The sequence below is a fragment of the Mesorhizobium sp. B1-1-7 genome (genome assembly GCF_006442705.1).
Lineage (GTDB): Bacteria > Pseudomonadota > Alphaproteobacteria > Rhizobiales > Rhizobiaceae > Mesorhizobium > Mesorhizobium opportunistum.
The window spans coordinates 78784-98454 of sequence record NZ_VFWQ01000014.1; the positions used below are offsets into that span (position 1 = coordinate 78784).

The window sequence follows — 19671 nt, forward strand, 5'->3', positions numbered from 1 at the left end:
AGCAACTCCAACGCCACCAAGAGAGCTTGCCGACCATATGCTTACGCCGGCTGAACGGGTGCGGGTCAAGACTATCTGTCGATCGGCCGCCATCCGTGGATGACTTGGCGCGCGCCGATATCGTAAGCGAAATAGTTGCCGCCGCCCGGTGGCTGGTCCGCTTCGCGGCTGATCGACTGTCCGCTGAGAGACAGCAGCAGGAGCGTGCCGACGCCGCCATGGCCGACGACGGCAATATCGCCGGCCTGCCTGGTGGCCAGCACGGCGTCGACCTCGCTCACGATGCGATGCTGGGCATCGATGGCCCGTTCCCATCCGCGAATGCTGCGGTGTGGGTTGGCGAAGAACTGGTCCGCGACCGCTTCGAACTCCGGCGGCGGCAGGAAACCTGTCGCCGACCGGTCGTTCTCATGCATCGGCTGCCTCACCTCGACTGAAAGGCGCAGATGCCTTGCCAGGATCTCGGCGGTTTCCACCGCCTTGCGCTCAGCCGACGAGACGACACGCCGGATCGGCCCGACCCATGGCTGATCGAGCATGGCAATGGCTCGCGCTCGCCCGATGTCGGACAGGCTCCATTCCGGCACCGGAACACTGGCATCGACCTGAACCTGGGGATGCGTGATGTAGACCAAGGTCGACACGGTAAAAGCTCCTGCCCGCGAGCGGATCGCCCGGCGTTCAGTAACTCTGGGTGGAGCGCCGCGCCTTGGTTGCCGCCGGCTGCTTTGCCGGCGCTGAGGGCTTCGCCGGCGCTGCAGGTTTGAACGGGCCTTTCTTGAACGGCGCCATGCCTTGCCGCGCCAATTCGTCGGCGCGTTCGTTCTCGACATGGCCGTCATGGCCCTTGACCCAGTTCCAGGTGACCTTATGGCGACGGTTGGCCTCGTCCAGCGCCTGCCAGAGTTCACCGTTCTTGACCGGCTTCTTGTCGGCGGTCTTCCAGCCGTTCTTCTTCCAGCCATGGATCCATTTGGAAATGCCGTCCATGACATATTTGCTGTCGGTATGAAGCTCGACCGTGCAGGGTTCCTTCAGCGCATTCAGCGCCGAGATGGCCGCCAGCAACTCCATGCGGTTGTTGGTCGTCTCCGCCTCGCCGCCGGAAAGCTCCTTGGTGGCGCCGTTGAAGCGCAGGATCGCGCCCCAGCCGCCGGGACCCGGATTGCCCGAACAGGCGCCGTCGGTGAAGATTTCAACGTTCTTGCTCATGCCAGCCCATATTCCGAAGCAGATTTGATCGCCCGATGGAACCGCATCCGTCTGATGTATTCGGTCGGGTCGCGTTTCATGACCAGGCCGCCATCGGGAACGGTGAGCCAGTCGTAGAGCCGGGTCAACATGAAACGCAGCGCAGAACCGCGCGCCAGCATCGGCAGCGCCGCCTTTTCCCGGTCGCTCAGGGGGCGCACGCTCTGATAGCCCTCGAGCAGTGCCTTGCCCTTGGTGAGGTTGAAGGAAAAGTCCTTCTCGAAGCACCAGGCGTTGAGGCAGGTGGCAACGTCGTAGGCGTAGAGGTCGTCGCAAGCGAAATAGAAGTCGATCAGGCCGGAGAGCTTCTCGCCGAGGAAGAACACATTGTCCGGGAACAGATCGGCGTGGATGATGCCTTGGGGTAGGTCCTTCGGCCAGTTGCGCTCGAAATCGGCGAAGTCGGCGTCGACCTCGGCCGCTAGGCCCGGCTCGACCTCGTCGGCGCGGGCGCGGGACGCGTCCCACAGCTTGCGCCAACCGTCGATCGCGAGCGCGTTGGGGCGGGTCATCGAAAAATCGGCACCGGCCAAATGGAGGGCCGCCAGCGCCTTGCCGACCTCGGCGCAATGCGTTGCCGCCGGACGCCGCAGCGAAAGCCCTTCGAGGAAGGTGATGATGACCGCAGGCCGGCCGGCCAGCGTACCGATGACGCTCCCGTCATGCGCGGTCACCGGCAGCGGGCAGGACACGCCCTTGTTGGCGAGATGCCTCATCAGGCCGAGGAAAAACGGCAGATCCGCCTTCTCGACGCGCTTTTCGTAAAGCGTCAGGATGTAGGAGCCGCTGGACGTGTGCAGCAGGAAGTTCGAATTCTCGGTGCCTTCCGCGATGCCCTTGTAGGACAGGAGATCGCCGACCGGGTAGTGCTTCAGGAAAGCGCCGAGTTCGCCTTCCGCAACATCGGTATAGACAGCCATGTATCTTACGCAGCCCCGTTGACGAAGGCCATGTCGGCCGGCGTCAATTCGACATCGCGCAATACCCGCATGACCGGGAAATCCTCCGTTTCGGTGGCCGTGATGGCCAGGTCGATGGTCACATCGAAGCGCTGGCGGAACGCGTCGATGATTTCGTCGACGATGATCTCCGGTGCCGACGCCCCAGCGGACAGGCCAAGCGTCGAGATGTTGCCGATGTCATTCCATGGAATCTCGGCGGCGCGCTGCACGAGAAGCGACATCGTGGCGCCGGCACGCTCCGCCACTTCGACAAGGCGGCGCGAATTGGAGGAATTGGGGGCGCCGACGATCAAATAGAGGTCAGCACCCGGCGCGGTATCCTTGACCGCTTCCTGGCGGTTGGTGGTGGCATAGCAGATCGATTCCGCCGCCGGCGCCTGCAGGTCGGGAAAGCGCTCCTGCAGCGCCCGGATGATACCGGCAGTATCCTCGACCGACAGGGTGGTCTGGGTGACGAAGCCAAGCGCCTTGGGGTCGGCGGGCGCAAGCCTGGCGGCATCGGCCTCGGTCTCGACCAGCGTCACGGCACCCTCCGGCAGTTGCCCCATGGTGCCGATCACCTCGGGATGCCCGGCATGCCCGATCAAGAGGACATGCCGGCCGAGCCGCTGATGGCGCATCGCCTGCTTGTGGACCTTGGAGACCAGCGGACAGGTGGCGTCGAGATAGAACAGGTTGCGCGCCTTGGCATCCGCCGGCACCGACTTCGGCACGCCATGCGCGGAGAAGACGACCGGCGACTGCCGGTGTTCGGCCGGAATCTCGGAAAGCTCCTCGATAAAAACTGCGCCAAGGCTTTGCAGTCCCTCGACGACATAACGGTTGTGCACGATCTCGTGGCGGACATAGACCGGCGCGCCATATTTCTTCAGCGCCAGCACGACGATCTGGATGGCACGGTCGACGCCGGCGCAAAAGCCGCGCGGCTGGCAGAGCCGGATCGTCAGCGGAGGCTTGGTGGTTGTCTGAAGCATTAAATCCTGGCCGGTTCGTCAGCGCCGAAATGAGGTGCCTACCCCTGCCCTGTCAAGGGCAATGGTAGAAAGGGCGATATTGGTAGAAGGGGGCTTTGGTCACCTTCAATCCTCTTTCGCGGGACGGCGAAGCCGCAGGACGAGCACGGCGGCCAGTGCCGCGGCAAGCCCATACCAGGTGACAGCATATTGCAGATGGCTGTTCGGAAGGTCGATGATGGTGACGCCTCCGACCGGCAGGCCGCCCGGATTCGGCGTCTTGTCGGCATCGATGAAGATCGGCACCAGTGTGTACCCCGCGGGCAGGCCGGCGCTCGCCGCCATCACGTCGCGGTCCTTCCAATAGAAGATGTTCTTCGCCACGTCGTTGTCGGGAAGCATCATCGACGGCTTTGCCGGCAGCGGATTGCGGGCAAGCCCGGTGACCGTGACCTTGCCAGTCACCTGTCCCTTGGCGCGCTTGGCGGCATCCTTGAGGTCATAGGGGACGAAGCCGCGATTGATCAGGACAAAGCGGCCATCGTCCAGCGCCAGCGGCGTGTAGACGTTGAAGCCGGCCTCGCCTTCCCAGGTTGCATAGAAATGCCGCTCGCCCGAGTGCAGGAAGGTTCCGCTGACGGTGACCGGCGTGTAGTCGACATCCCCGGTGGAGGCGAATTCCTTTTCCACCTCGGCCAGCGGCCGTGGCGCCGCATGGGTGCGCTGGTCGATGGTCTGCAGAAGACCTTCCTTCCAGTGCAGGCGCTGAACCTGCCAGGTGCCGAGCGCCAGCAGGATCAACAGCAGCACAAGGCCAAGGCCGAGCAGCAATAGAGATCGTGGCCGCGAGCGGCCGCTGCCTTTGACGGAGGTCTCGTTCATTCGCCGCGATCCAGCCGGCCCTCGGACGCCTTGTTGGCGTATTGCAGCGTCAGCAGCACGCCCTTGATCAGCCGCAGCGCGGTCAGGCAAAGCACCAGGGCCATCGGAATCCAGACCAGCAGGTGCAGCCAGAGCGGCGGGCTCAGCGTCACTTCGACCCAGAGCGCCAGGCCGACAATGATGAAGCCGATGATCAGGATGACGAAGACCGCCGGCCCGTCGCCGGCATCGGCGAAGGAATAATCGAGGCCGCAATTGACGCAGCGCTTGCCGACGGTGAGGAAGCCGGAAAACAGCCGCCCCTCGCCGCAGCGCGGGCAGCGGCCATGCAGGCCGGCCGAAATCGGCTCGATGGGAGGCCAGATCGCCTTGTCTTCAGTCATGGATGGCCCGTCACTCATGCCTATTGCCCGATCTCGATGGGTGTCCCATCGGCCACCATTGCCCAGATTTCGTTCATGTCCGAGTCCGTAACGGCAATGCAGCCGTCGGTCCAGTCGACCAATTGAAGCAGCCAGCCCCACCAGCCGAAACCGTTTGGCTGGCCGTGGATCATGATCATGCCACCGGCGTCGACATTGCGCGCCTTCGCCGCCGCCAGATCGTCGGCATTGGGATAGGAGACGTGGATCGACTTGTAGGCGATGCTGTTCGGGTTGCGCCAGTCGAGGATATAGCGCCCCTCGGGCGTGCGCTGATCGCCCTCCTGGTGCTTGTGGCCGACCGGAGCGCCACCGAGCGCGATGCCGTAGCTGCGCACCACCTTGCCGTCGCCGATCAGTTCAAGCCGCCGTTCCGCCTTGTGGACACGCACCAGATCGACCTTCTCGGCGGCAGGGGCCGGGAATGCCAGGAGGATGAATGCGCAAATCGCCCAGGAAACCGTCCGCCGCATCGGCAATCGATCGGCGATCATTGCGCCGAAAACAAGAAGGCGCCGAAAAGAAGAAGGCGGCCGCGTCGCCGCGGCCGCCTTCCCGAAATCGAAATGCTAAAGACTGGGTCAGTGGCCTTCGATGACCGCGCCGACCGATCCCCAGACATAGATCGAGGCGAACAGGAACAGCCAGACCACGTCGACGAAGTGCCAGTACCAGGCGGCTGCCTCGAAGCCGAAATGCTGCTTGGGGGTGAAGTCGCCCTTCATCGCACGGATCAGGCAGACCAGCAGGAAGATGGTGCCGATGATGACATGGAAGCCATGGAAGCCGGTCGCCATGAAGAAGGTGGCGCCGTAGATGGAATCTTTGAAGCCGAACGGAGCGTGCATGTACTCGTAGGCCTGGACCATGGTGAAGAGCATGCCGAGGCCGACGGTCAGCACCAGGCCGTTGATCAGCCCCTTGCGATCGCCATGGATGAGCGAATGGTGCGCCCAGGTGACCGTGGTGCCCGACAGAAGCAGGATGACGGTGTTGTAGAGCGGCAGGTGGAAGGGATCGAGAACCTCCATGCCCTTCGGCGGCCAAACGCCACCGGTAAATGCGTGGCGCGCGTAGTTCTGTGCCTCGCCGGCAAAAAGGCTGGCGTCGAAATAGGCCCAGAACCAGGCAACGAAGAACATCACCTCCGAGGCGATGAACATGATCATGCCGTAGCGCAGGTGCAGCGACACGACCCGCGTGTGGTGGCCCTCATGCGCTTCCTTGATGGTGTCCGACCACCAGGCAAACATGGTGTAGAGGACGATCGCGATGCCGATGAAGAACAGCCACGGATTGGCAATGTTGAAGCCGAAGATCGGGAAGGAGCCGCCCTTCAAATATTCCATGAGGCAAACACCGCCGAAAGCGGTGACGAGCGCCCCTACCGATCCCAGGAAGGGCCACGGGCTCGGATCGACGAGATGATAGTCGTGATGTTGTGCGTGCGCGTCTGCCATATCAACCCCCGAGATTTTCGGTATTTGAAATTGTCTTGCTACTGTCCTTTGCCGGCTCCGAGGAGGCGACCGGCTTGTTCTTCTCGATCGGGAACATCGTATAGGACAGAGTGATCGTCTTCATGTCCTTCAGTTCCGGTACGTTCACAATGTCGGGGTCCACATAGAAGACGACCGGCATGTCCAGCGTCTCGCCGGGCTTCAGCGTCGTATCGGTGAAGCAGAAACACTCGACCTTGTTGAAGTACGGGCCAGCCAGTTCCGGCTGCACGTTGAAGGTGGCGCGACCGGTAACGGGACGGTCGAACTTGTTGGTCGCCTGGTAATGCGCCTGCACCGTCTCGCCGATCTTCATCGTCATCGAGCGCTGGACCGGCTGGAATTCCCATGGCACGCCCGCGATGTTGGCGTCGAAGCGGACGGTAATTTCACGGTCAAGCACGCGGCCGGCATACTGCTTTTCGACACGTTGCGTCGTGCCGCCATAGCCTGTCGCCTGGCAGAACATCTTGTAGAGCGGCACGGCGGCATAGGCCATGCCGATCATGCCGGTGAAGAAGGCGAGGCAGACAGCCGCAACGATGCGGTTGCTGTTCCTGCCGGCCGGCTTCCTGGATGTCCCGGCGCTCATCACATCGTGCCCAAATTGTGGCCGAACTTGATGATCGTCGCGATATAGAAAATGACGACCAGCACCGCCAGCGCCAGGCCAATGGCGACGGAACGGCTGCGCCGCGCCTTCTTCTGGCGCTCGGTCAAGGTGACCGTCTCGAGCTTTTCCTCGATCATGGTCATGCCCCACCCATGGCAAGCGCGCGTTCGACCACGCTATCGGCCAGATAGGCGGCGAAGATGGCGAAGAGATAGAGAAGCGAATAAGCGAACAAAGCCTTGGCCGGCTTCATGGCGCGGTCGTCGTCGGCCATGCCGAGCACCTTCCACGCATACCAGACAAAGCCAGCCCCGAGCAGCGCGGCGGCAACGCCATAGATCGGCGTGGTGTAGCCGAGCAGCCACGGCGACACACCAACCGGCGCAAGCACCAGCGCATAGGCGAATATCTGACGGCGGGTGGAGGCGTGGCCAGCGACATTCGGCATCATCGGGATGCCGGCGCGTTCATAGTCCTCGGACTTGAACAGCGCCAAGGCCCAGAAATGCGGCGGCGTCCACAGGAAGATGATCAGGAACAGGACGATGCTTTCGATGCTGACCGACCCGGTCACCGCGGCCCAGCCGATGACCGGCGGGATCGCACCGGCCGCGCCACCGATGACGATGTTCTGCGGTGTCCAGCGCTTCAGCCACATCGTGTAGACGACGGCATAGAAGAAGATGGTGAAAGCCAGCAGCGTCGCCGCCAGCCAGTTGGCGAGCACGCCGAGCGTCATCACCGACAGCGCCGACAGCACCAGCCCGAAGGTCAGCGCCTCGTGCGGCTGGATGCGGCCGGATGGCACCGGACGGCTGGCCGTCCTGGTCATCACCGCATCGATGTCGGCGTCGTACCACATGTTGAGCGCGCCCGAGGCACCGGCGCCGATGGCAATAGCCAGGATGGCGATCACCGCCAGCAACGGGTTGATGGTCACAGGTGCCGCGACTAGGCCGACAAAAGCCGTGAACACCACCAGGGACATGACGCGCGGCTTCAGCAGGGCGAAGAAATCGCCCGCCGTCGCTTCCGACATGCGGAAGCCGGCTTCGTCAATGCTGGTTTCGTCGACTAGGGCCATGCGTACTCAAGTCCATTATTCCGTTGGCCAAAACCGCCGGCGGACCGGCGGCTTCGTATTCGAGCGGGCAGCCGCCTTACTTGATCTTCGGCAGCTGTTCCCATTGGTGGAAAGGCGGCGGCGAAGGCAGCTGCCATTCCAGCGTCGTTGCACCCTCGCCCCACGGATTGGCGCCGGCGATCCGCTTCTTCTGGAAGGCTTCGAACACGCCGTAGAGGAAGATCACCACGCCGACGGCCGAGATATAGGACCCGATCGAAGACACATAGTTCCAGCCGGCAAACGCATCGGGATAGTCGATGGTGCGGCGCGGCATGCCGGCGAGGCCAAGGAAATGCTGCGGGAAGAAGATCAGATTGACGCCGACGAACGTGACCCAGAAGTGGGTGTTGGCGATCACCGGCGAGTACATGTAGCCGGTCATCTTCGGGAACCAGTAGTACCAGCCGGCGAAGATGGCGAACACCGCGCCCAGCGACAGCACGTAGTGGAAGTGGGCGATCACGAAATAGGTGTCATGCAGCGAGCGGTCGAGGCCGGCATTGGCCAGCTGGACGCCGGTGACGCCACCGATGGTGAACAGGAAGATGAAGCCCAGCGCCCACAGCATCGGCGTCTTGAACGAGATCGAACCGCCCCACATCGTGGCGATCCAGGAGAAGATCTTCACGCCGGTCGGCACCGCGATGACCATGGTGGCGAAGACGAAATAGCGTTGCGTGTCGAGCGACAGGCCGGTCGTATACATGTGGTGGGCCCAGACGATGAAGCCGACGGCGCCGATCGCCACCATGGCGTACGCCATGCCGAGATAGCCGAACACCGGCTTCTTCGAGAAGGTCGAGACGATATGGCTGATGATGCCGAAGCCCGGCAGGATCAGAATGTAGACTTCCGGATGACCGAAGAACCAGAACAGGTGCTGGAACAGCAGCGGATCGCCGCCATTGTCCGGCGCGAAGAAAGCCGTGCCGAAATTGCGGTCGGTGAGCAGCATGGTGATGCCGCCAGCCAGGACCGGCAGGGACAACAGCAGCAGGAAGGCGGTGACAAGCACTGACCACGCAAACAGCGGCATCTTGTGCAACGTCATGCCGGGAGCGCGCATGTTGAAGATGGTGGTGATGAAGTTGATGGCGCCGAGGATCGACGAGGCACCGGCGATGTGGATCGACAAGATCGCCAGATCCATGGCCGGCCCGGGCTGGCCCGAGGTCGACAGCGGCGGATAAAGCGTCCAGCCGCCGCCGACGCCATAGGCACCCGGCGCGCTCGGCACGAACATCGAGGTGAGCAGCAGGATGAAGGCCGGCGGCAGCAGCCAGAAGGAGATGTTGTTCATGCGCGGGAACGCCATGTCGGGAGCGCCGATCATGATCGGCACCATCCAGTTGGCGAAACCGCCGATGAGGGCGGGCATGACCATGAAGAAGATCATGATCAGGGCGTGCGCGGTGGCAAAGGCATTGTACATGCTCTTGCCGCCGTCGACCGCGGCGTCACCGTTCATGCCGTAGACCATCTGCGCCAGCCCGCTGAAGATCTGGATGCCAGGCTCCTGCAGCTCCATGCGGATCGCAACCGACAGCGCGCCGCCGATGATGCCAGCCATGATCGCGAAGATCAGGTAGAGCGTACCGATGTCCTTGTGGTTGGTCGAATAAACCCAACGCACCCAGCCGTGATAAGGCTTGTGGTCGTGCCCGTCGTGAGCTGCAGCGTCTGCCATGTTCGGCTCCGTTCCCTAAATCTTGCTAACCCGCGGCATCAATTGCCGGCGGCCGCTACCTTGTTCTGGCCGTCGACCTCGGCCATCAGCGTCTTGTTGGCGCCGGGCAGATCGGTCTTGGCTGCCGCCAGCCAGGTCTTGAACTGCGCATCCGAGACGACACGGATGGCGATCGGCATGAAGGCATGGTCCTTGCCGCAAAGCTGCGAGCACTGGCCATAATAAAGGCCTTCCTTCTCCGCCTTGAACCAGGTCTCGTTGGTGCGTCCCGGAATGGCGTCGATCTTGATGCCGAACGACGGCATGGCGAAGGAGTGGATCACGTCGGTCGCGGTGACAAGCACGCGGGTCATCGTGTTGACCGGCACCACCAGTTCGTTGTCGACGGCGAGCAGACGCGGATAGACCTTGCGATCCTCCTTGCCTGCCTTGGCGCGATCGCCATCCTGGAGGATGGCCGAATTGAAGGAGAGCGTGTTGTCGGTCTGGTACTCGTAATCCCAGTTCCACTGGTTGCCAGTGGCCTTGACGGTCAGCTTGGCGTCTTCCGGCGGGGTGTACTGCGCGGTCAGGAGCTGGAACGAGGGAATGGCGAGGCAAAGCAGGACCACGACCGGGCCGACGGTCCATACCACTTCGATCAGCGTGTTGTGGCTGGTCTTGGAGGGGACCGGGTTCACACTCGCGCGGAATTTCACGATGCAATAGGCGAGGAGGAGCAGCACCAGAATGGTGATCGGGGCGATGAACCACATCGTGTAGTTTCCGAACCATTCGATCTGCCGCATCATGTCGGTCGCCGGCGCCTGGAAGGTCGTCTCCCATTCCACCGGCTGATCGGCCCGGGCGGATGTGCCGGCAAAAATCGTGGCAGCGGCACAAGTGCTCAGAAACCTGGCACTCAGAAACCTGGCACTCGCTGGAAACCTGGCGCTAGCTAGAAAATTTCTCATCGCCCTCTTCGTCTCCCAGTTCCTCGCGGCGGTGCCAACGAGAATAACGAACAATGCCGGGACGGGAATCCCGACAGTCTCAAGCTGGTTCAAACCATACTCTTTTTCCCTCCGCAAGAAAGGAGCGGCCGAAACCGTGCGGCATTTTTGCGCGCAGGCTGGCATGGCTCTTCCGGGGCAGCGGCCGCGACGACGAAACGCGTATGTTCGGCAGGCCACCCGCTTCATGTCGGCAGGACGCGGGGAGCGTCGTAATTCAGGCGAAATTGGCGGGGAAAAGCGCTGCATCGCCTGTTTCGGGACAGTTCGCGTGCGGTCTCGTCCTTTACTTGGCATTGGCGCGGCTTAAAGTGCCGTGATTCGCAATGGAGCCGTCATGAACTCTTGGCTTTCAAGACTGGGGCATACGCGACCGGGGCTTTCGAGCACCTTGGTCAAGGCCATGCTTGTCGCTGCCCTGTCGGCGGCCGGTCTGTTCGTCACCGGTCAGGCCAATGCCGCCCAGCCGAGCGGCACGGTGCGCTCGACGCATGGCGCCTGGTCGATCATCTGCGACACGCCGGCCGGCGCCACCTCGGAACAATGCGTGATGATGCAAAACGTCGTCGCCGAGGATCGTCCGGAAATGGGCCTGTCGGTCGTCGTGTTGCGCACCGCCGACAACAAAGCCGAGATCCTGCGCGTGCTGGCGCCGCTTGGCGTGCTTTTGCCGAACGGGCTCGGCCTCAATGTCGACGGCAAGGATATCGGGCGCGCCTATTTCGTGCGCTGTTTCCAGGACGGATGCTATGCCGAGGTCATCCTCGAAAAGCCGCTGCTCGATACGCTGAAGACCGGCACCTCGGCGACGTTCATTGTCTTCCAGACGCCTGAGGAAGGCATCGGCATCCCGGTAGACCTCAAGGGTTTCGCCGACGGTTTTGCCGCGCTGCCCTGATCCCGGTCCCTTGCACAGAACCGTGAGTGTGACGCGGTTTTCATGACCAGAAAGCGGCGCCCGCATCGAGCGGACGCTGTCATTCGGCGACGTGGATCTCCATTGTCGATTGTCTCGGCGCAGCTTCACGCCTACATCGGGGGAAAGCAGCAATCTTCCCACGAATGGACGCGCCATGAACAGCCTGATCGGCCAATTCGACATTTCAGACGATCGCATCAAGCAGATCGTCGCCGAGACCATCAACGGCGCCGATGACGGCGAACTGTTCATCGAATACAGCGAGAGCGAAGCGCTGATGTTCGACAATGGCCGGCTGAAAACGGCCAATTTCAACACCGACCAGGGCTTTGGCCTGCGCGCGGTCGCGGGTGAAGCCAGCGGCTATGCCCATTCGAGCGACCTATCCGAGGCCTCCCTGCTGCGTGCGGCGGATGCCGTCTCGACCGTCAAGGGCGGCTATTCCGGCACGCTTGCCGCCGCACCCGCCCGCACCAACCGCCATCTTTATGGCGAGGAGAACCCGATCCCCTCGCCTTCCTTCGAGGCCAAGGCAAAGCTGCTGCAGGAAATCGACGCCTGGCTGCGGGCCGAGGATCCGCGCGTGCGCCAGGTGACCGCCTCGCTCGCCGCCTCCTGGCAGCATGTCGAGATCGTGCGCGCCGACGGCCAGATGGTGCGCGACATCCGGCCGCTGGTTCGCATCAACGTCTCGGTCGTGGTCGGCGATGGCGACCGCCAGGAGAGCGGCTCCTACGGCATGGGCGGGCGCAAGGCGTTCGGCGAATTCCTGATCGAGGACAGCTGGAAACACGCTGCAAAAGAGGCGCTGAGGCAAGCGCTGGTCAACCTCGAGGCGATCCCCGCCCCGGCCGGCACCTTCGACATCGTGCTCTCCAGCGGCTGGCCGGGCGTCATGCTGCACGAAGCAGTCGGCCATGGCCTTGAAGGCGACTTCAACCGCAAGAAGACCTCGGCCTTCGCCGGCCTGTTGGGCCAGCAGGTCGCCGCCAAGGGCGTCACCGTCGTCGATGACGGCACGATCCCCGAACGCCGCGGCTCGCTCACCGTCGACGACGAAGGCACGCCTTCGGCCCGCAACGTGCTGATCGAGGACGGCAGACTGGTCGGCTACATGCAGGATCGCCAGAACGCCCGGCTGATGGGCATGAAGGCAACCGGCAACGGCCGGCGCGAAGGCTACGCGCACCAGCCGATGCCGCGCATGACCAACACCTACATGACCGCGGGCGACATGGAGCCCGACGAGATCATCGCCTCGGTCAAGAACGGCATCTACGCCGTCTCGTTCGGCGGCGGCCAGGTCGACATCACGTCCGGGAAATTCGTGTTCGGCTGCACCGAGGCCTACCTGATCGAGAACGGCAAGGTGACGCAGCCGATCAAGGGGGCGATGCTGATCGGCAACGGGCCCGACGCCATGCACCGCGTCTCGATGGTGGGCAACGACATGAAGCTCGACAATGGCATCGGCATGTGCGGCAAGGCCGGACAAGGCGTGCCGGTCGGCGTCGGCCAGCCGCATCTCAGGATGAACCAGATGACGGTCGGCGGCACCCGGGTTTGAGGGCGGGCGCCGTTTCACGATCCCGATGGGCTTTCAGGCTTGAATTCGGTTCGGCTGCGGTCTATCTTACCTTCGTCTTACAAAGTAAGCCACAATGGCCGCTTCCGAAAAACTCACAACGACCGTCTCGACCAAGGGACAAGTCATCCTGCCCAGTGCAATCCGGAAGCGGAGGGATTGGGGTGCCGGAACGCGCCTGCAGGTCGAGGACACACCGGAGGGTGTCCTTTTGAAGCCTGCGCCAGCTTTTGCCGAGACGCGCCCAGAAGACGTGTTTGGTTCCCTGCCCCACAGCGGCAAACCGAAGACGCTGGAAGAAATGGACGCGGGCGTGCTTTCCGAGGCGCGGCGACGCCATGCTCGCGATTGATACCAATGTCATCGTTCGTTACCTGACGAGCGACCATCCGCAGCAATCGCCGCGCGCCCGAGAGCTGATCGACGGTCAGTCGGTCTTTGTCACCATCACGGTGATCCTGGAAGTCGAATGGGTGCTGCGCAGTGCCTATGGTTTCGGACAGGCCGAAGTCGTGCGGGCTCTGCGGGCGTTCGGAGGGCTCCCAACTATCGAGATGGAGGATGCCATGACCGTCTCATCCGCCCTCGATCTGGCCGAGACGGGGATGGATTTCGCGGACGCACTGCATCTCGGCAAGTCGGCGCATTGCTCGGGATTTGCCACCTTCGACCGCAAACTCGTCAAGTCTGCTCGGGCTGCAGGGCATGGCGGCGTGCAAGAGGCATAGCGGGCTCCGAACACAATCGTGTTAGCAAATTATTAATTGTTCAATTGCCTTGGCCGGCGTTTCCGCATTAACTCGTCGCCAATCTTCTCGTTGCGGTGGTGTTGGCAGTGCTGCGTTCCCCTGGCATCCTGACCTCTTCCTTCCTTCTGGGCCTTGCTTCGTTGATCGGTGCGACATCGCTATCTGTCGACCCCTCCGCGGCGCAGTCGACATTGTTCAAGCGGCCGTCGGTTCCGGCCACGAAGGCGCAGCCGATCGCGATCGACCTGCGCTCCGCCGCCGTTGGAGGACGCACCAGCGTTCCCTACGGCTGGGTCGATTTCTGCCATCGCAGGCCGAAAGAATGCAAGGTGCCCGCCCTGCCGGCCACGAGCGTCAAGCTGACCGCGCAGAACCTGCGTATCCTCAAGCGGATAAACCAAAAGGCGAACCGCGCCATCAAGCCGGTCAGCAACTACGAACACTGGGGCACGATGATGGACCACTGGGATTATCCGGTGGACGGCAAGGGCGACTGCAAGATCTACGCCCTCTACAAGCGCAAGCTTCTCATGGAAGCGGGATTTCCCCGGCAGGCGCTGCTGATGACGGTGGTGCGCGACCTGAACAATGAAGGCCACACTATCCTGACGGTGAAGACCGACAGGGGCGATCTCGTCCTGGACAACCTGGCCGATGAAATCCGGCCCTGGAACGCGACCGGCTATTATTTCCTGAAACGCCAGTCGCAGCAGAACCCGAACATCTGGATGTCGATCAACCAGCGCGGCGGCACTCCGAAAACCTGACGTGTCGCCAGGCTCTCAGACCGAGCAGCCGAACTATGCGCCTTTTCCTGGAAATGCTTCCGCTGCGACCGGCCTACTGGTTGCAGGACGGCTCGCCCTCTTGCCCGCAAGATAGCTTCTTCTTGGACTCCTGCGGCTGCGGCAGGCGCTGCTCCTGCATCTGAGGTTTCGGCTGCTCTCGGAATTCCGGCCTCGGTTCCTGTCTTTGCGGCCGCAGCACCTGCTCGTTCGGCCTTTCCTGCATCAACCGGCGCTGCGCGTTCTCGTCCGGCCTGTTGACCTTGAAGTTGCGCTGGACGTCGACCTCGCCACCGGCGGACCCTTCTTCGTTCTGCAGCCTGCGGAACTTCCTGCCCCTGTCGCTCCTGTTGGCCAAACCTTGATCGCCCGGTTCGACGATGGACTGGCCGGGAGACAGATCCCTGCGCATCAGCTTCCTCGGCCTGCCGTTGTTCCGCTCGGAGAACACGTCCGGATTGTTGTTCCTGAACCGCTCCTCAACGCGCGGCCGGTTCTCGGCCGGCATACCGTTGACGGTCGGCAGTTTGCGGAATTTCCTGCCCTTTTTGGTTGCGCTCGAGCCCTGATCACCCGATTCGAAAACAGAGCGGCCGGCGGACAGGTCCTTGCGCCTCAGCTTCTTCGGCCTGCCGCTGCTCTCATCGGAGAAGGCGTTCGGATTGTTCTTCCGGAACTTCTCCCGCGCGCTCGGCTGGTTCTCGTCCGGCATGCCATTGACGGTCGGCAGCTTGCGGAGCTTGCGATTCTTGCCCTGGGCATTGCCGGCTCTGGTCTGCTCATTGCCCTGGCCGGTAGCGGCGGCGCCGGCGTTTCCAGTGGCCTGCTGGCTGTTGTTGCCACCCGCCGCGCCCCGCCCGCTCAAACGCTTCCCTGACTTGTCGCCAGGCAGGTTCTGGTCGCCAGGCAAGTTCTGGTCACTAGGCAAGTTCCGACCGTCGAGCGCCGGCTTGCCGTTGACGAGCGGCAGCCTTTTGCCGTTCGCACCAGGCAGGGCATGGTCGCGCGAAAGCTTGCCGGTCGAGGATCGGGTATCCGACTGCGGAATAGCAGTGCCGGACTGCTGGCCCTCAATGACGCGCTGCCCGGGCTTCAGCGGCAAGCCGGCCTGTTTCTGGCTGCCCTGTTTCCGGTCGCCCAGTTGCTGATTGGTGATCTGACTGGACATGGCCGCCTTCTTCTGCAGCGGCGGCGGCAACGCGACCCTGGCCGCCAGCGCATCCGCGCGGGCACCAACGGCGCCTCCGGTCGTCTGCCGGCCCGTGGTGCGGCCACCCTGAACACCGGCGCTTGGCTGCGCGGCCTGATCGATGGTCTCGTTTTTGATCGTCGTGTTGATATTGTTGATGACGGTCGTGTTGTGGATGTTGTTGAAGATGATGTCGTTCGGCGGCGGCACGATGTGGCGCGGCGGGTTGATGAACACGGGTATCGGCACGAATAAGGGCGTCGGCAGGACGAAGACGTCGACCGGCGGCGGCGGTGGCTCGAGCACGACGAAATCCGGCGGCGGCGGCGGCAGGAAGATCACCGTGATCGGCGGTGGCGGCGCGAAATCGAAATCGTCGAAAAAGATTACTGGACGGTCGACATAGATAATTTCCTCGGGCGGTGGTGGCGCCACGTCGTAGACGATGACGGTGAAGCTCTCCGGCGGTTCCAGCTCGGCGTCGAAATGCTCCAGCCGGCGGCGCGCGTCCCAGGCATGCGGGCCGCGCGCGTAGCGTTCCAGATAGGACCAGTAGGCTTCAGGCGTGTCCGTCATCCAGGTCTCGCGCCAGGTGATCGCCTCACGCCGGGCCGCAATGATGGCGCGCACGCGCTTGGCCATCGGATCGTGCGGATAGGCGTCGAGGAAATCGTCGTAACCGCGCATCGTGTCGCGCTCGAGGGCGGCAACATAGGCGTCATGCGCGTCGAAATCGCGGATCGGCCTGGTTCGCGCCGCCCGGGTCTCCGCGGCCGAAACCTTGGGCGGAGGAGCATCCGCGCTGCGCTCGAAGAAAACGAAAGGCGCCGTGATCTTCGAAGCGCTCCATGGCAGTTCCCCGCCTTGCGTGACCTCGCTGACGCGCAGGCGCGTGCGGTCGAATACGTCCCGTAGCGACAGGCCGCCTTCGCGCATCATCTCGGCAAGCGCCTTGGCGTAGGCTCCGTAGGGCGCTTTGCCCTCCGGCGCGACAGTTCCCGGAGCGGCGTTGAACGCTATCAGCATGTTCGGATCGGGATCGACCAAGGCAAGGCCACCGGCCAGCGGCTCCTTCCACTTTGGGAAGGGATTTGGCCGCGCCGCGTCGAGCACGACGATATTGACCTTGGTCGGCAACCCGGACAGCGGCCTGGTGATATCGGAAATCCGCATCGCCTGAAGCGGGATATCGTTTGGATTGGCGATCTGAGCATCGACCGGCAGGAAGTAGTTCTCACCCTCGAACTGCACGCCATGGCCTGCGAGATAGACGAAAACGACGGCGTCGGGACCGGCGGCGGACACCTTGCCCATGAAATCGCGAAACGCGCCGCGCAGCGAGTCCTGGTCCACGTCACGCGCGCCAACCACGTCGAACCCGGCGGCCTGCAATGTCTGCGCGATCAGGCCGGCGTCATTGGCGGCCGTCGCGAGCTCTCCGGCCTTGTAGGCGCCATTGCCGATGACGAAGGCCAGACGCTTTTCACCTTGCACCACCGCCCCGGTGGCGGCGGTGACCGCGAAAAAAAGGAGAACGAAGACGAGACCAACGAATTTGTGAAGCGTCCGCATTGCAATCCGCAATCCGCTATCCGTCGTCCCTTCAGCCTAACAACGCCGGAAGGGTCGCAATGTTTCCCGAACCGGGCGAAAATAGAGAGACGCAACGCGGCGGCTTTGGGGCGCAATTTCGTCGAAAGAGCACAGGCTTCACAAATTTCCGCGAGCCAGCGACATCGGACTACCGGCGTCGCCTCGGTTTCTCCAGCAAGGCGACGGCCTCGACATGAGGCGACCACAGGAACTGGTCGATCGGCGTAACGCTCTTCAGGGTGTAGCCGCCATCGATGAGGATGCGCAGGTCCCGCGCCAGCGTCACCGGGTTGCAGGACACCGCGGCAACGTAGGCAACATCCGAGCGGGCGATCTGCTTCGACTGGTCCTCGGCACCAGCGCGCGGCGGATCGAACACCAAGCCGTCGAAGGCGTTCAGCTCCTTGAATGTCAGCGGCCGACGGAACAGGTCGCGGCGCTCGCCCGTCACCCGCTTCAGACTGGTCGCGAAACGCGATCCGCGGTCGAGCGCAGAAAGGGCCGCCGCATCGCCTTCCACGGCATGGACTTCCGACTTCGCGGCCAGCCTGAGCGCAAAGCTGCCGCAGCCGGCGAAAAGATCGGCGACCTTCTTGGCACGCTTCAGATGGGCGCCGACAATATCGGCCATGGTCTGCTCGGCTGCCTCGGTCGCCTGCAGGAAGGCGCCGGGCGGCACGGCGACCGCGACGCTGCCGAACATGACCACTGGCTTCCTCGGTTCGATGATGATCTCGTCATCGATGGACAGTCTGGCAAAGCCTTGCGCCATGACGAAATTGGAGGCGATGCGGCGCTGGTTCTCGCCGAGCTTGCCGGATTCATGCGCGGCGACGTCGAGGCCGGAACCGGTCACGGTCACCGCCATCCGGAACGATTTCGTGGTGGCGCAGATCAAGTCCGCGAGCGCCTTAAGCCGGTCGAGCGCGGCGACGATCTCGGGCAGCGAAATCGGACATTCGGATATGGGGATGATTTCGGGCGACAGATGGCGATTGAAGCCGAGCAGCATGCCTGTCTCGGTGCGCCGGGCGGCAAGCACCACACGGCGGCGCGTGTGCGGCGCGCAGGCGACCAGTTCGCCGATGTCGCAATCGATGCCCTTCAGGGCGTGGACCATCTTGTCGCGTTTCCATTGGCGATAGGCTTCGGCCCGGAAATGCTGGAGGGCGCAGCCGCCGCATTCGGTGAAATGGCGGCAGGCGGGATCGATGCGCAGCGGCGAGGCCTCCAGCACCGCCATCAGCATGGCGCGATCCCTTTCGCGCGCGGCGGTGACGGTTTCACCGGGCAGCGTGAAGGGAATGAACAGATCGCCGCTTTCGGTTTCGGCGATGCCGTCGCCCTGGGCGCCAAGCTTTTTGATGGTGAAGCGCGCGCTCATCTATCCTTGACCCCACCGAGCAGGAATTCGCGGTTGCCGTCGCCACCTTCGATCGGCGACAGATGCAGGCCGAGCGAGCGCCAGCCGGGAACGGCGTCGAGCCAATCCTGTAGCAGGCCGGCGACACGGGCAGCGTCGAAGGGATCTTTCAACAGGCCGCCCTTGCCGATCGCCTCGCGACCCGCCTCGAATTGCGGCTTGACCAGAAAGATCGCCCTGGCACCGGCCTTCGCAATGGCAAGCGCCGGCGGCAGCGCGAGTTTCAATGAGATGAAGCTGACATCGGAGACGATGAAATCCGGAATCCTGCCGGCAAGATCGGCGATGGTGAGATCGCGGGCGTTCAGCCCCTCGACGACCGTGACGCGCGAATCTCCGGCAACATCTGGATGCGTCTGGCCGTGACCGACGTCGATCGCCGTGACATGGGATGCGCCGCGTTCGAGCAGCACCTGAGTGAAGCCGCCGGTCGAGGCGCCGACGTCCAGCGCCTCGCTTCCAGCGGGGTCGAGGCCGAAATGGTCAAGCCCGCCGAGCAACTTCAACGCCGCGCGCGACACATAGCCTTGCGCCGGATCATCGATGGTCACAAGACATTGCAGCGAAACGTTCTGACCGGGCTTGCGCGCGATAACACCGTCGACCGTTACCGTGCCGCGCTCGACCGCATCACGGGCACGCGAACGGCTGGCAAACAGCCCGCGCTGGACGAGCAGGTCGTCGAGCCGCTGGCGGGCGCTGGCTGGCAGAGGCGAATTCATTGGCCTTCATGGCGAAAGCCGGCGGTGATGGCAAGGACATTGGGGTGGAACAGAGAACATCGTCGGACAGCGTGCGAAATCCAAGCGACCTGCTGCACTTTGAGGGGCGCGTCCCAAGAACACGATGACAGCGCGGGACCGCACCCCATAAGCGAAACAACCGAGTTGAGGTTACCATGGGCATGAGCTTGTGGTTTAAGGTGGTTGAGACTTGCCTTGCCAGCACAAGGCGGCGAAGAGAGAATGTGCACTGTCACCGCAAATCCGTAATTCCAGTCACAGTACTTCTTGCCCCTATCGCGCGCACTTTTTTCTCCGC

Annotated in this window: 21 protein-coding genes; 5 read left to right on the top strand and 16 right to left on the bottom strand. The window is 63.1% G+C overall.

Annotation, left to right across the window (positions count from 1 at the left end; all coding sequences use genetic code 11):
* Window positions 1-71: 71 nt before the first annotated feature.
* From FJ978_RS23480 to coxB, 13 genes are all read right to left on the bottom strand, one after another.
* Entirely contained in the window at window positions 72-644 is a 573-nt protein-coding gene (locus tag FJ978_RS23480) for a histidine phosphatase family protein (RefSeq protein ID WP_140574351.1), read from the bottom strand.
* Window positions 645-681: 37 nt separating this feature from the next.
* Window positions 682-1212, bottom strand: coding sequence for a ribonuclease HI (rnhA, locus tag FJ978_RS23485; RefSeq protein WP_013896649.1), 531 nt, complete (start codon window positions 1210-1212; stop codon window positions 682-684).
* A complete protein-coding gene (locus tag FJ978_RS23490) occupies window positions 1209-2171 on the bottom strand; it encodes a homoserine kinase (protein WP_140574353.1) in 963 nt (320 codons plus the stop codon). Before FJ978_RS23490 ends, rnhA begins: the two co-directional genes overlap by 4 nt.
* 5 nt (window positions 2172-2176) lie before the next feature.
* Window positions 2177-3187, bottom strand: coding sequence for a 4-hydroxy-3-methylbut-2-enyl diphosphate reductase (gene ispH / locus FJ978_RS23495; protein ID WP_140574355.1), 1011 nt, complete (start codon window positions 3185-3187; stop codon window positions 2177-2179).
* Window positions 3188-3292: 105 nt separating this feature from the next.
* Window positions 3293-4048: an SURF1 family protein gene (locus tag FJ978_RS23500; RefSeq protein WP_181176729.1), complete on the bottom strand. Its 756-nt coding sequence runs from the start codon at window positions 4046-4048 to the stop codon at window positions 3293-3295.
* Entirely contained in the window at window positions 4045-4431 is a 387-nt protein-coding gene (locus tag FJ978_RS23505) for a DUF983 domain-containing protein (protein ID WP_023764484.1), read from the bottom strand. Before FJ978_RS23505 ends, FJ978_RS23500 begins: the two co-directional genes overlap by 4 nt.
* A 20-nt stretch (window positions 4432-4451) precedes the next feature.
* Window positions 4452-4943 carry a L,D-transpeptidase family protein gene (locus tag FJ978_RS23510; RefSeq protein WP_140574357.1) on the bottom strand — a complete coding sequence of 164 codons (492 nt, stop codon included), beginning with the start codon at window positions 4941-4943 and terminating at the stop codon, window positions 4452-4454.
* Window positions 4944-5051: 108 nt separating this feature from the next.
* Complete coding sequence (locus FJ978_RS23515; RefSeq protein WP_013896655.1) at window positions 5052-5930, bottom strand: cytochrome c oxidase subunit 3; 879 nt, start codon at window positions 5928-5930, stop codon at window positions 5052-5054.
* A gap of 1 nt (window position 5931) precedes the next feature.
* Entirely contained in the window at window positions 5932-6561 is a 630-nt protein-coding gene (locus FJ978_RS23520) for a cytochrome c oxidase assembly protein (protein WP_140574359.1), read from the bottom strand.
* Complete coding sequence (locus FJ978_RS23525; protein ID WP_013896657.1) at window positions 6561-6725, bottom strand: hypothetical protein; 165 nt, start codon at window positions 6723-6725, stop codon at window positions 6561-6563. The genes FJ978_RS23520 and FJ978_RS23525 overlap by 1 nt, the downstream gene beginning before the upstream one ends.
* Complete coding sequence (locus FJ978_RS23530) at window positions 6722-7666, bottom strand: heme o synthase (RefSeq protein WP_140574361.1); 945 nt, start codon at window positions 7664-7666, stop codon at window positions 6722-6724. Before FJ978_RS23530 ends, FJ978_RS23525 begins: the two co-directional genes overlap by 4 nt.
* Before the next feature lie 76 nt (window positions 7667-7742).
* Window positions 7743-9395: a cytochrome c oxidase subunit I gene (gene ctaD, locus FJ978_RS23535; protein WP_013896659.1), complete on the bottom strand. Its 1653-nt coding sequence runs from the start codon at window positions 9393-9395 to the stop codon at window positions 7743-7745.
* 38 nt (window positions 9396-9433) lie between these two features.
* Window positions 9434-10465 carry a cytochrome c oxidase subunit II gene (coxB, locus tag FJ978_RS23540; protein WP_181180429.1) on the bottom strand — a complete coding sequence of 344 codons (1032 nt, stop codon included), beginning with the start codon at window positions 10463-10465 and terminating at the stop codon, window positions 9434-9436.
* Between the two features lie 259 nt (window positions 10466-10724).
* Between coxB and FJ978_RS23545 the strand changes: the two genes are divergently transcribed.
* The 5 genes from FJ978_RS23545 (at window position 10725) to FJ978_RS23565 (ending at window position 14407) form a co-directional block, all read left to right on the top strand.
* Window positions 10725-11285 carry an invasion associated locus B family protein gene (locus FJ978_RS23545; RefSeq protein ID WP_140574365.1) on the top strand — a complete coding sequence of 187 codons (561 nt, stop codon included), beginning with the start codon at window positions 10725-10727 and terminating at the stop codon, window positions 11283-11285.
* Between the two features lie 175 nt (window positions 11286-11460).
* Window positions 11461-12873 carry a metalloprotease TldD gene (tldD, locus tag FJ978_RS23550; RefSeq protein WP_140574367.1) on the top strand — a complete coding sequence of 471 codons (1413 nt, stop codon included), beginning with the start codon at window positions 11461-11463 and terminating at the stop codon, window positions 12871-12873.
* Window positions 12874-12967: 94 nt separating this feature from the next.
* Complete coding sequence (locus FJ978_RS23555) at window positions 12968-13243, top strand: AbrB/MazE/SpoVT family DNA-binding domain-containing protein (RefSeq protein ID WP_140574369.1); 276 nt, start codon at window positions 12968-12970, stop codon at window positions 13241-13243.
* Window positions 13230-13619 (top strand): type II toxin-antitoxin system VapC family toxin, encoded by a 390-nt coding sequence (locus FJ978_RS23560; protein ID WP_013896664.1) that lies wholly within the window; start codon window positions 13230-13232, stop codon window positions 13617-13619. The genes FJ978_RS23555 and FJ978_RS23560 overlap by 14 nt, the downstream gene beginning before the upstream one ends.
* Window positions 13620-13726: 107 nt before the next feature.
* Window positions 13727-14407, top strand: coding sequence for a transglutaminase-like cysteine peptidase (locus FJ978_RS23565; RefSeq protein ID WP_181176727.1), 681 nt, complete (start codon window positions 13727-13729; stop codon window positions 14405-14407).
* Between the two features lie 73 nt (window positions 14408-14480).
* Here the strand turns inward: FJ978_RS23565 and FJ978_RS23570 are convergent, their stop codons facing one another.
* The 3 genes from FJ978_RS23570 to FJ978_RS23580 all read right to left on the bottom strand — a co-directional run bounded on the left by FJ978_RS23570 (window position 14481) and on the right by FJ978_RS23580 (window position 19352).
* Entirely contained in the window at window positions 14481-17186 is a 2706-nt protein-coding gene (locus FJ978_RS23570; protein WP_013896666.1) for a caspase domain-containing protein, read from the bottom strand.
* A gap of 169 nt (window positions 17187-17355) precedes the next feature.
* A complete protein-coding gene (locus FJ978_RS23575) occupies window positions 17356-18591 on the bottom strand; it encodes a class I SAM-dependent RNA methyltransferase (protein WP_013896667.1) in 1236 nt (411 codons plus the stop codon).
* Complete coding sequence (locus FJ978_RS23580; RefSeq protein ID WP_013896668.1) at window positions 18588-19352, bottom strand: TlyA family RNA methyltransferase; 765 nt, start codon at window positions 19350-19352, stop codon at window positions 18588-18590. Before FJ978_RS23580 ends, FJ978_RS23575 begins: the two co-directional genes overlap by 4 nt.
* Window positions 19353-19671 lie beyond the last annotated feature (319 nt).

Excerpts from the sequence above, each read along its gene's own strand:
- rnhA (WP_013896649.1), bottom strand. The coding sequence starts at position 1,212 with ATGAGCAAGAACGTTGAAATCTTCACCGACGGCGCCTGTTCGGGCAAT.
- FJ978_RS23490 (WP_140574353.1), bottom strand. The coding sequence starts at position 2,171 with ATGGCTGTCTATACCGATGTTGCGGAAGGCGAACTCGGCGCTTTCCTG.
- ispH (WP_140574355.1), bottom strand. The coding sequence starts at position 3,187 with ATGCTTCAGACAACCACCAAGCCTCCGCTGACGATCCGGCTCTGCCAG.
- FJ978_RS23500 (WP_181176729.1), bottom strand. The coding sequence starts at position 4,048 with ATGAACGAGACCTCCGTCAAAGGCAGCGGCCGCTCGCGGCCACGATCT.
- FJ978_RS23505 (WP_023764484.1), bottom strand. The coding sequence starts at position 4,431 with ATGACTGAAGACAAGGCGATCTGGCCTCCCATCGAGCCGATTTCGGCC.
- FJ978_RS23510 (WP_140574357.1), bottom strand. The coding sequence starts at position 4,943 with ATGCGGCGGACGGTTTCCTGGGCGATTTGCGCATTCATCCTCCTGGCA.
- FJ978_RS23515 (WP_013896655.1), bottom strand. The coding sequence starts at position 5,930 with ATGGCAGACGCGCACGCACAACATCACGACTATCATCTCGTCGATCCG.
- FJ978_RS23520 (WP_140574359.1), bottom strand. The coding sequence starts at position 6,561 with ATGAGCGCCGGGACATCCAGGAAGCCGGCCGGCAGGAACAGCAACCGC.
- FJ978_RS23525 (WP_013896657.1), bottom strand. The coding sequence starts at position 6,725 with ATGACCATGATCGAGGAAAAGCTCGAGACGGTCACCTTGACCGAGCGC.
- FJ978_RS23530 (WP_140574361.1), bottom strand. The coding sequence starts at position 7,666 with ATGGCCCTAGTCGACGAAACCAGCATTGACGAAGCCGGCTTCCGCATG.
- ctaD (WP_013896659.1), bottom strand. The coding sequence starts at position 9,395 with ATGGCAGACGCTGCAGCTCACGACGGGCACGACCACAAGCCTTATCAC.
- FJ978_RS23545 (WP_140574365.1), top strand. The coding sequence starts at position 10,725 with ATGAACTCTTGGCTTTCAAGACTGGGGCATACGCGACCGGGGCTTTCG.
- tldD (WP_140574367.1), top strand. The coding sequence starts at position 11,461 with ATGAACAGCCTGATCGGCCAATTCGACATTTCAGACGATCGCATCAAG.
- FJ978_RS23555 (WP_140574369.1), top strand. The coding sequence starts at position 12,968 with ATGGCCGCTTCCGAAAAACTCACAACGACCGTCTCGACCAAGGGACAA.
- FJ978_RS23560 (WP_013896664.1), top strand. The coding sequence starts at position 13,230 with ATGCTCGCGATTGATACCAATGTCATCGTTCGTTACCTGACGAGCGAC.
- FJ978_RS23570 (WP_013896666.1), bottom strand. The coding sequence starts at position 17,186 with ATGCGGACGCTTCACAAATTCGTTGGTCTCGTCTTCGTTCTCCTTTTT.
- FJ978_RS23575 (WP_013896667.1), bottom strand. The coding sequence starts at position 18,591 with ATGAGCGCGCGCTTCACCATCAAAAAGCTTGGCGCCCAGGGCGACGGC.
- FJ978_RS23580 (WP_013896668.1), bottom strand. The coding sequence starts at position 19,352 with ATGAATTCGCCTCTGCCAGCCAGCGCCCGCCAGCGGCTCGACGACCTG.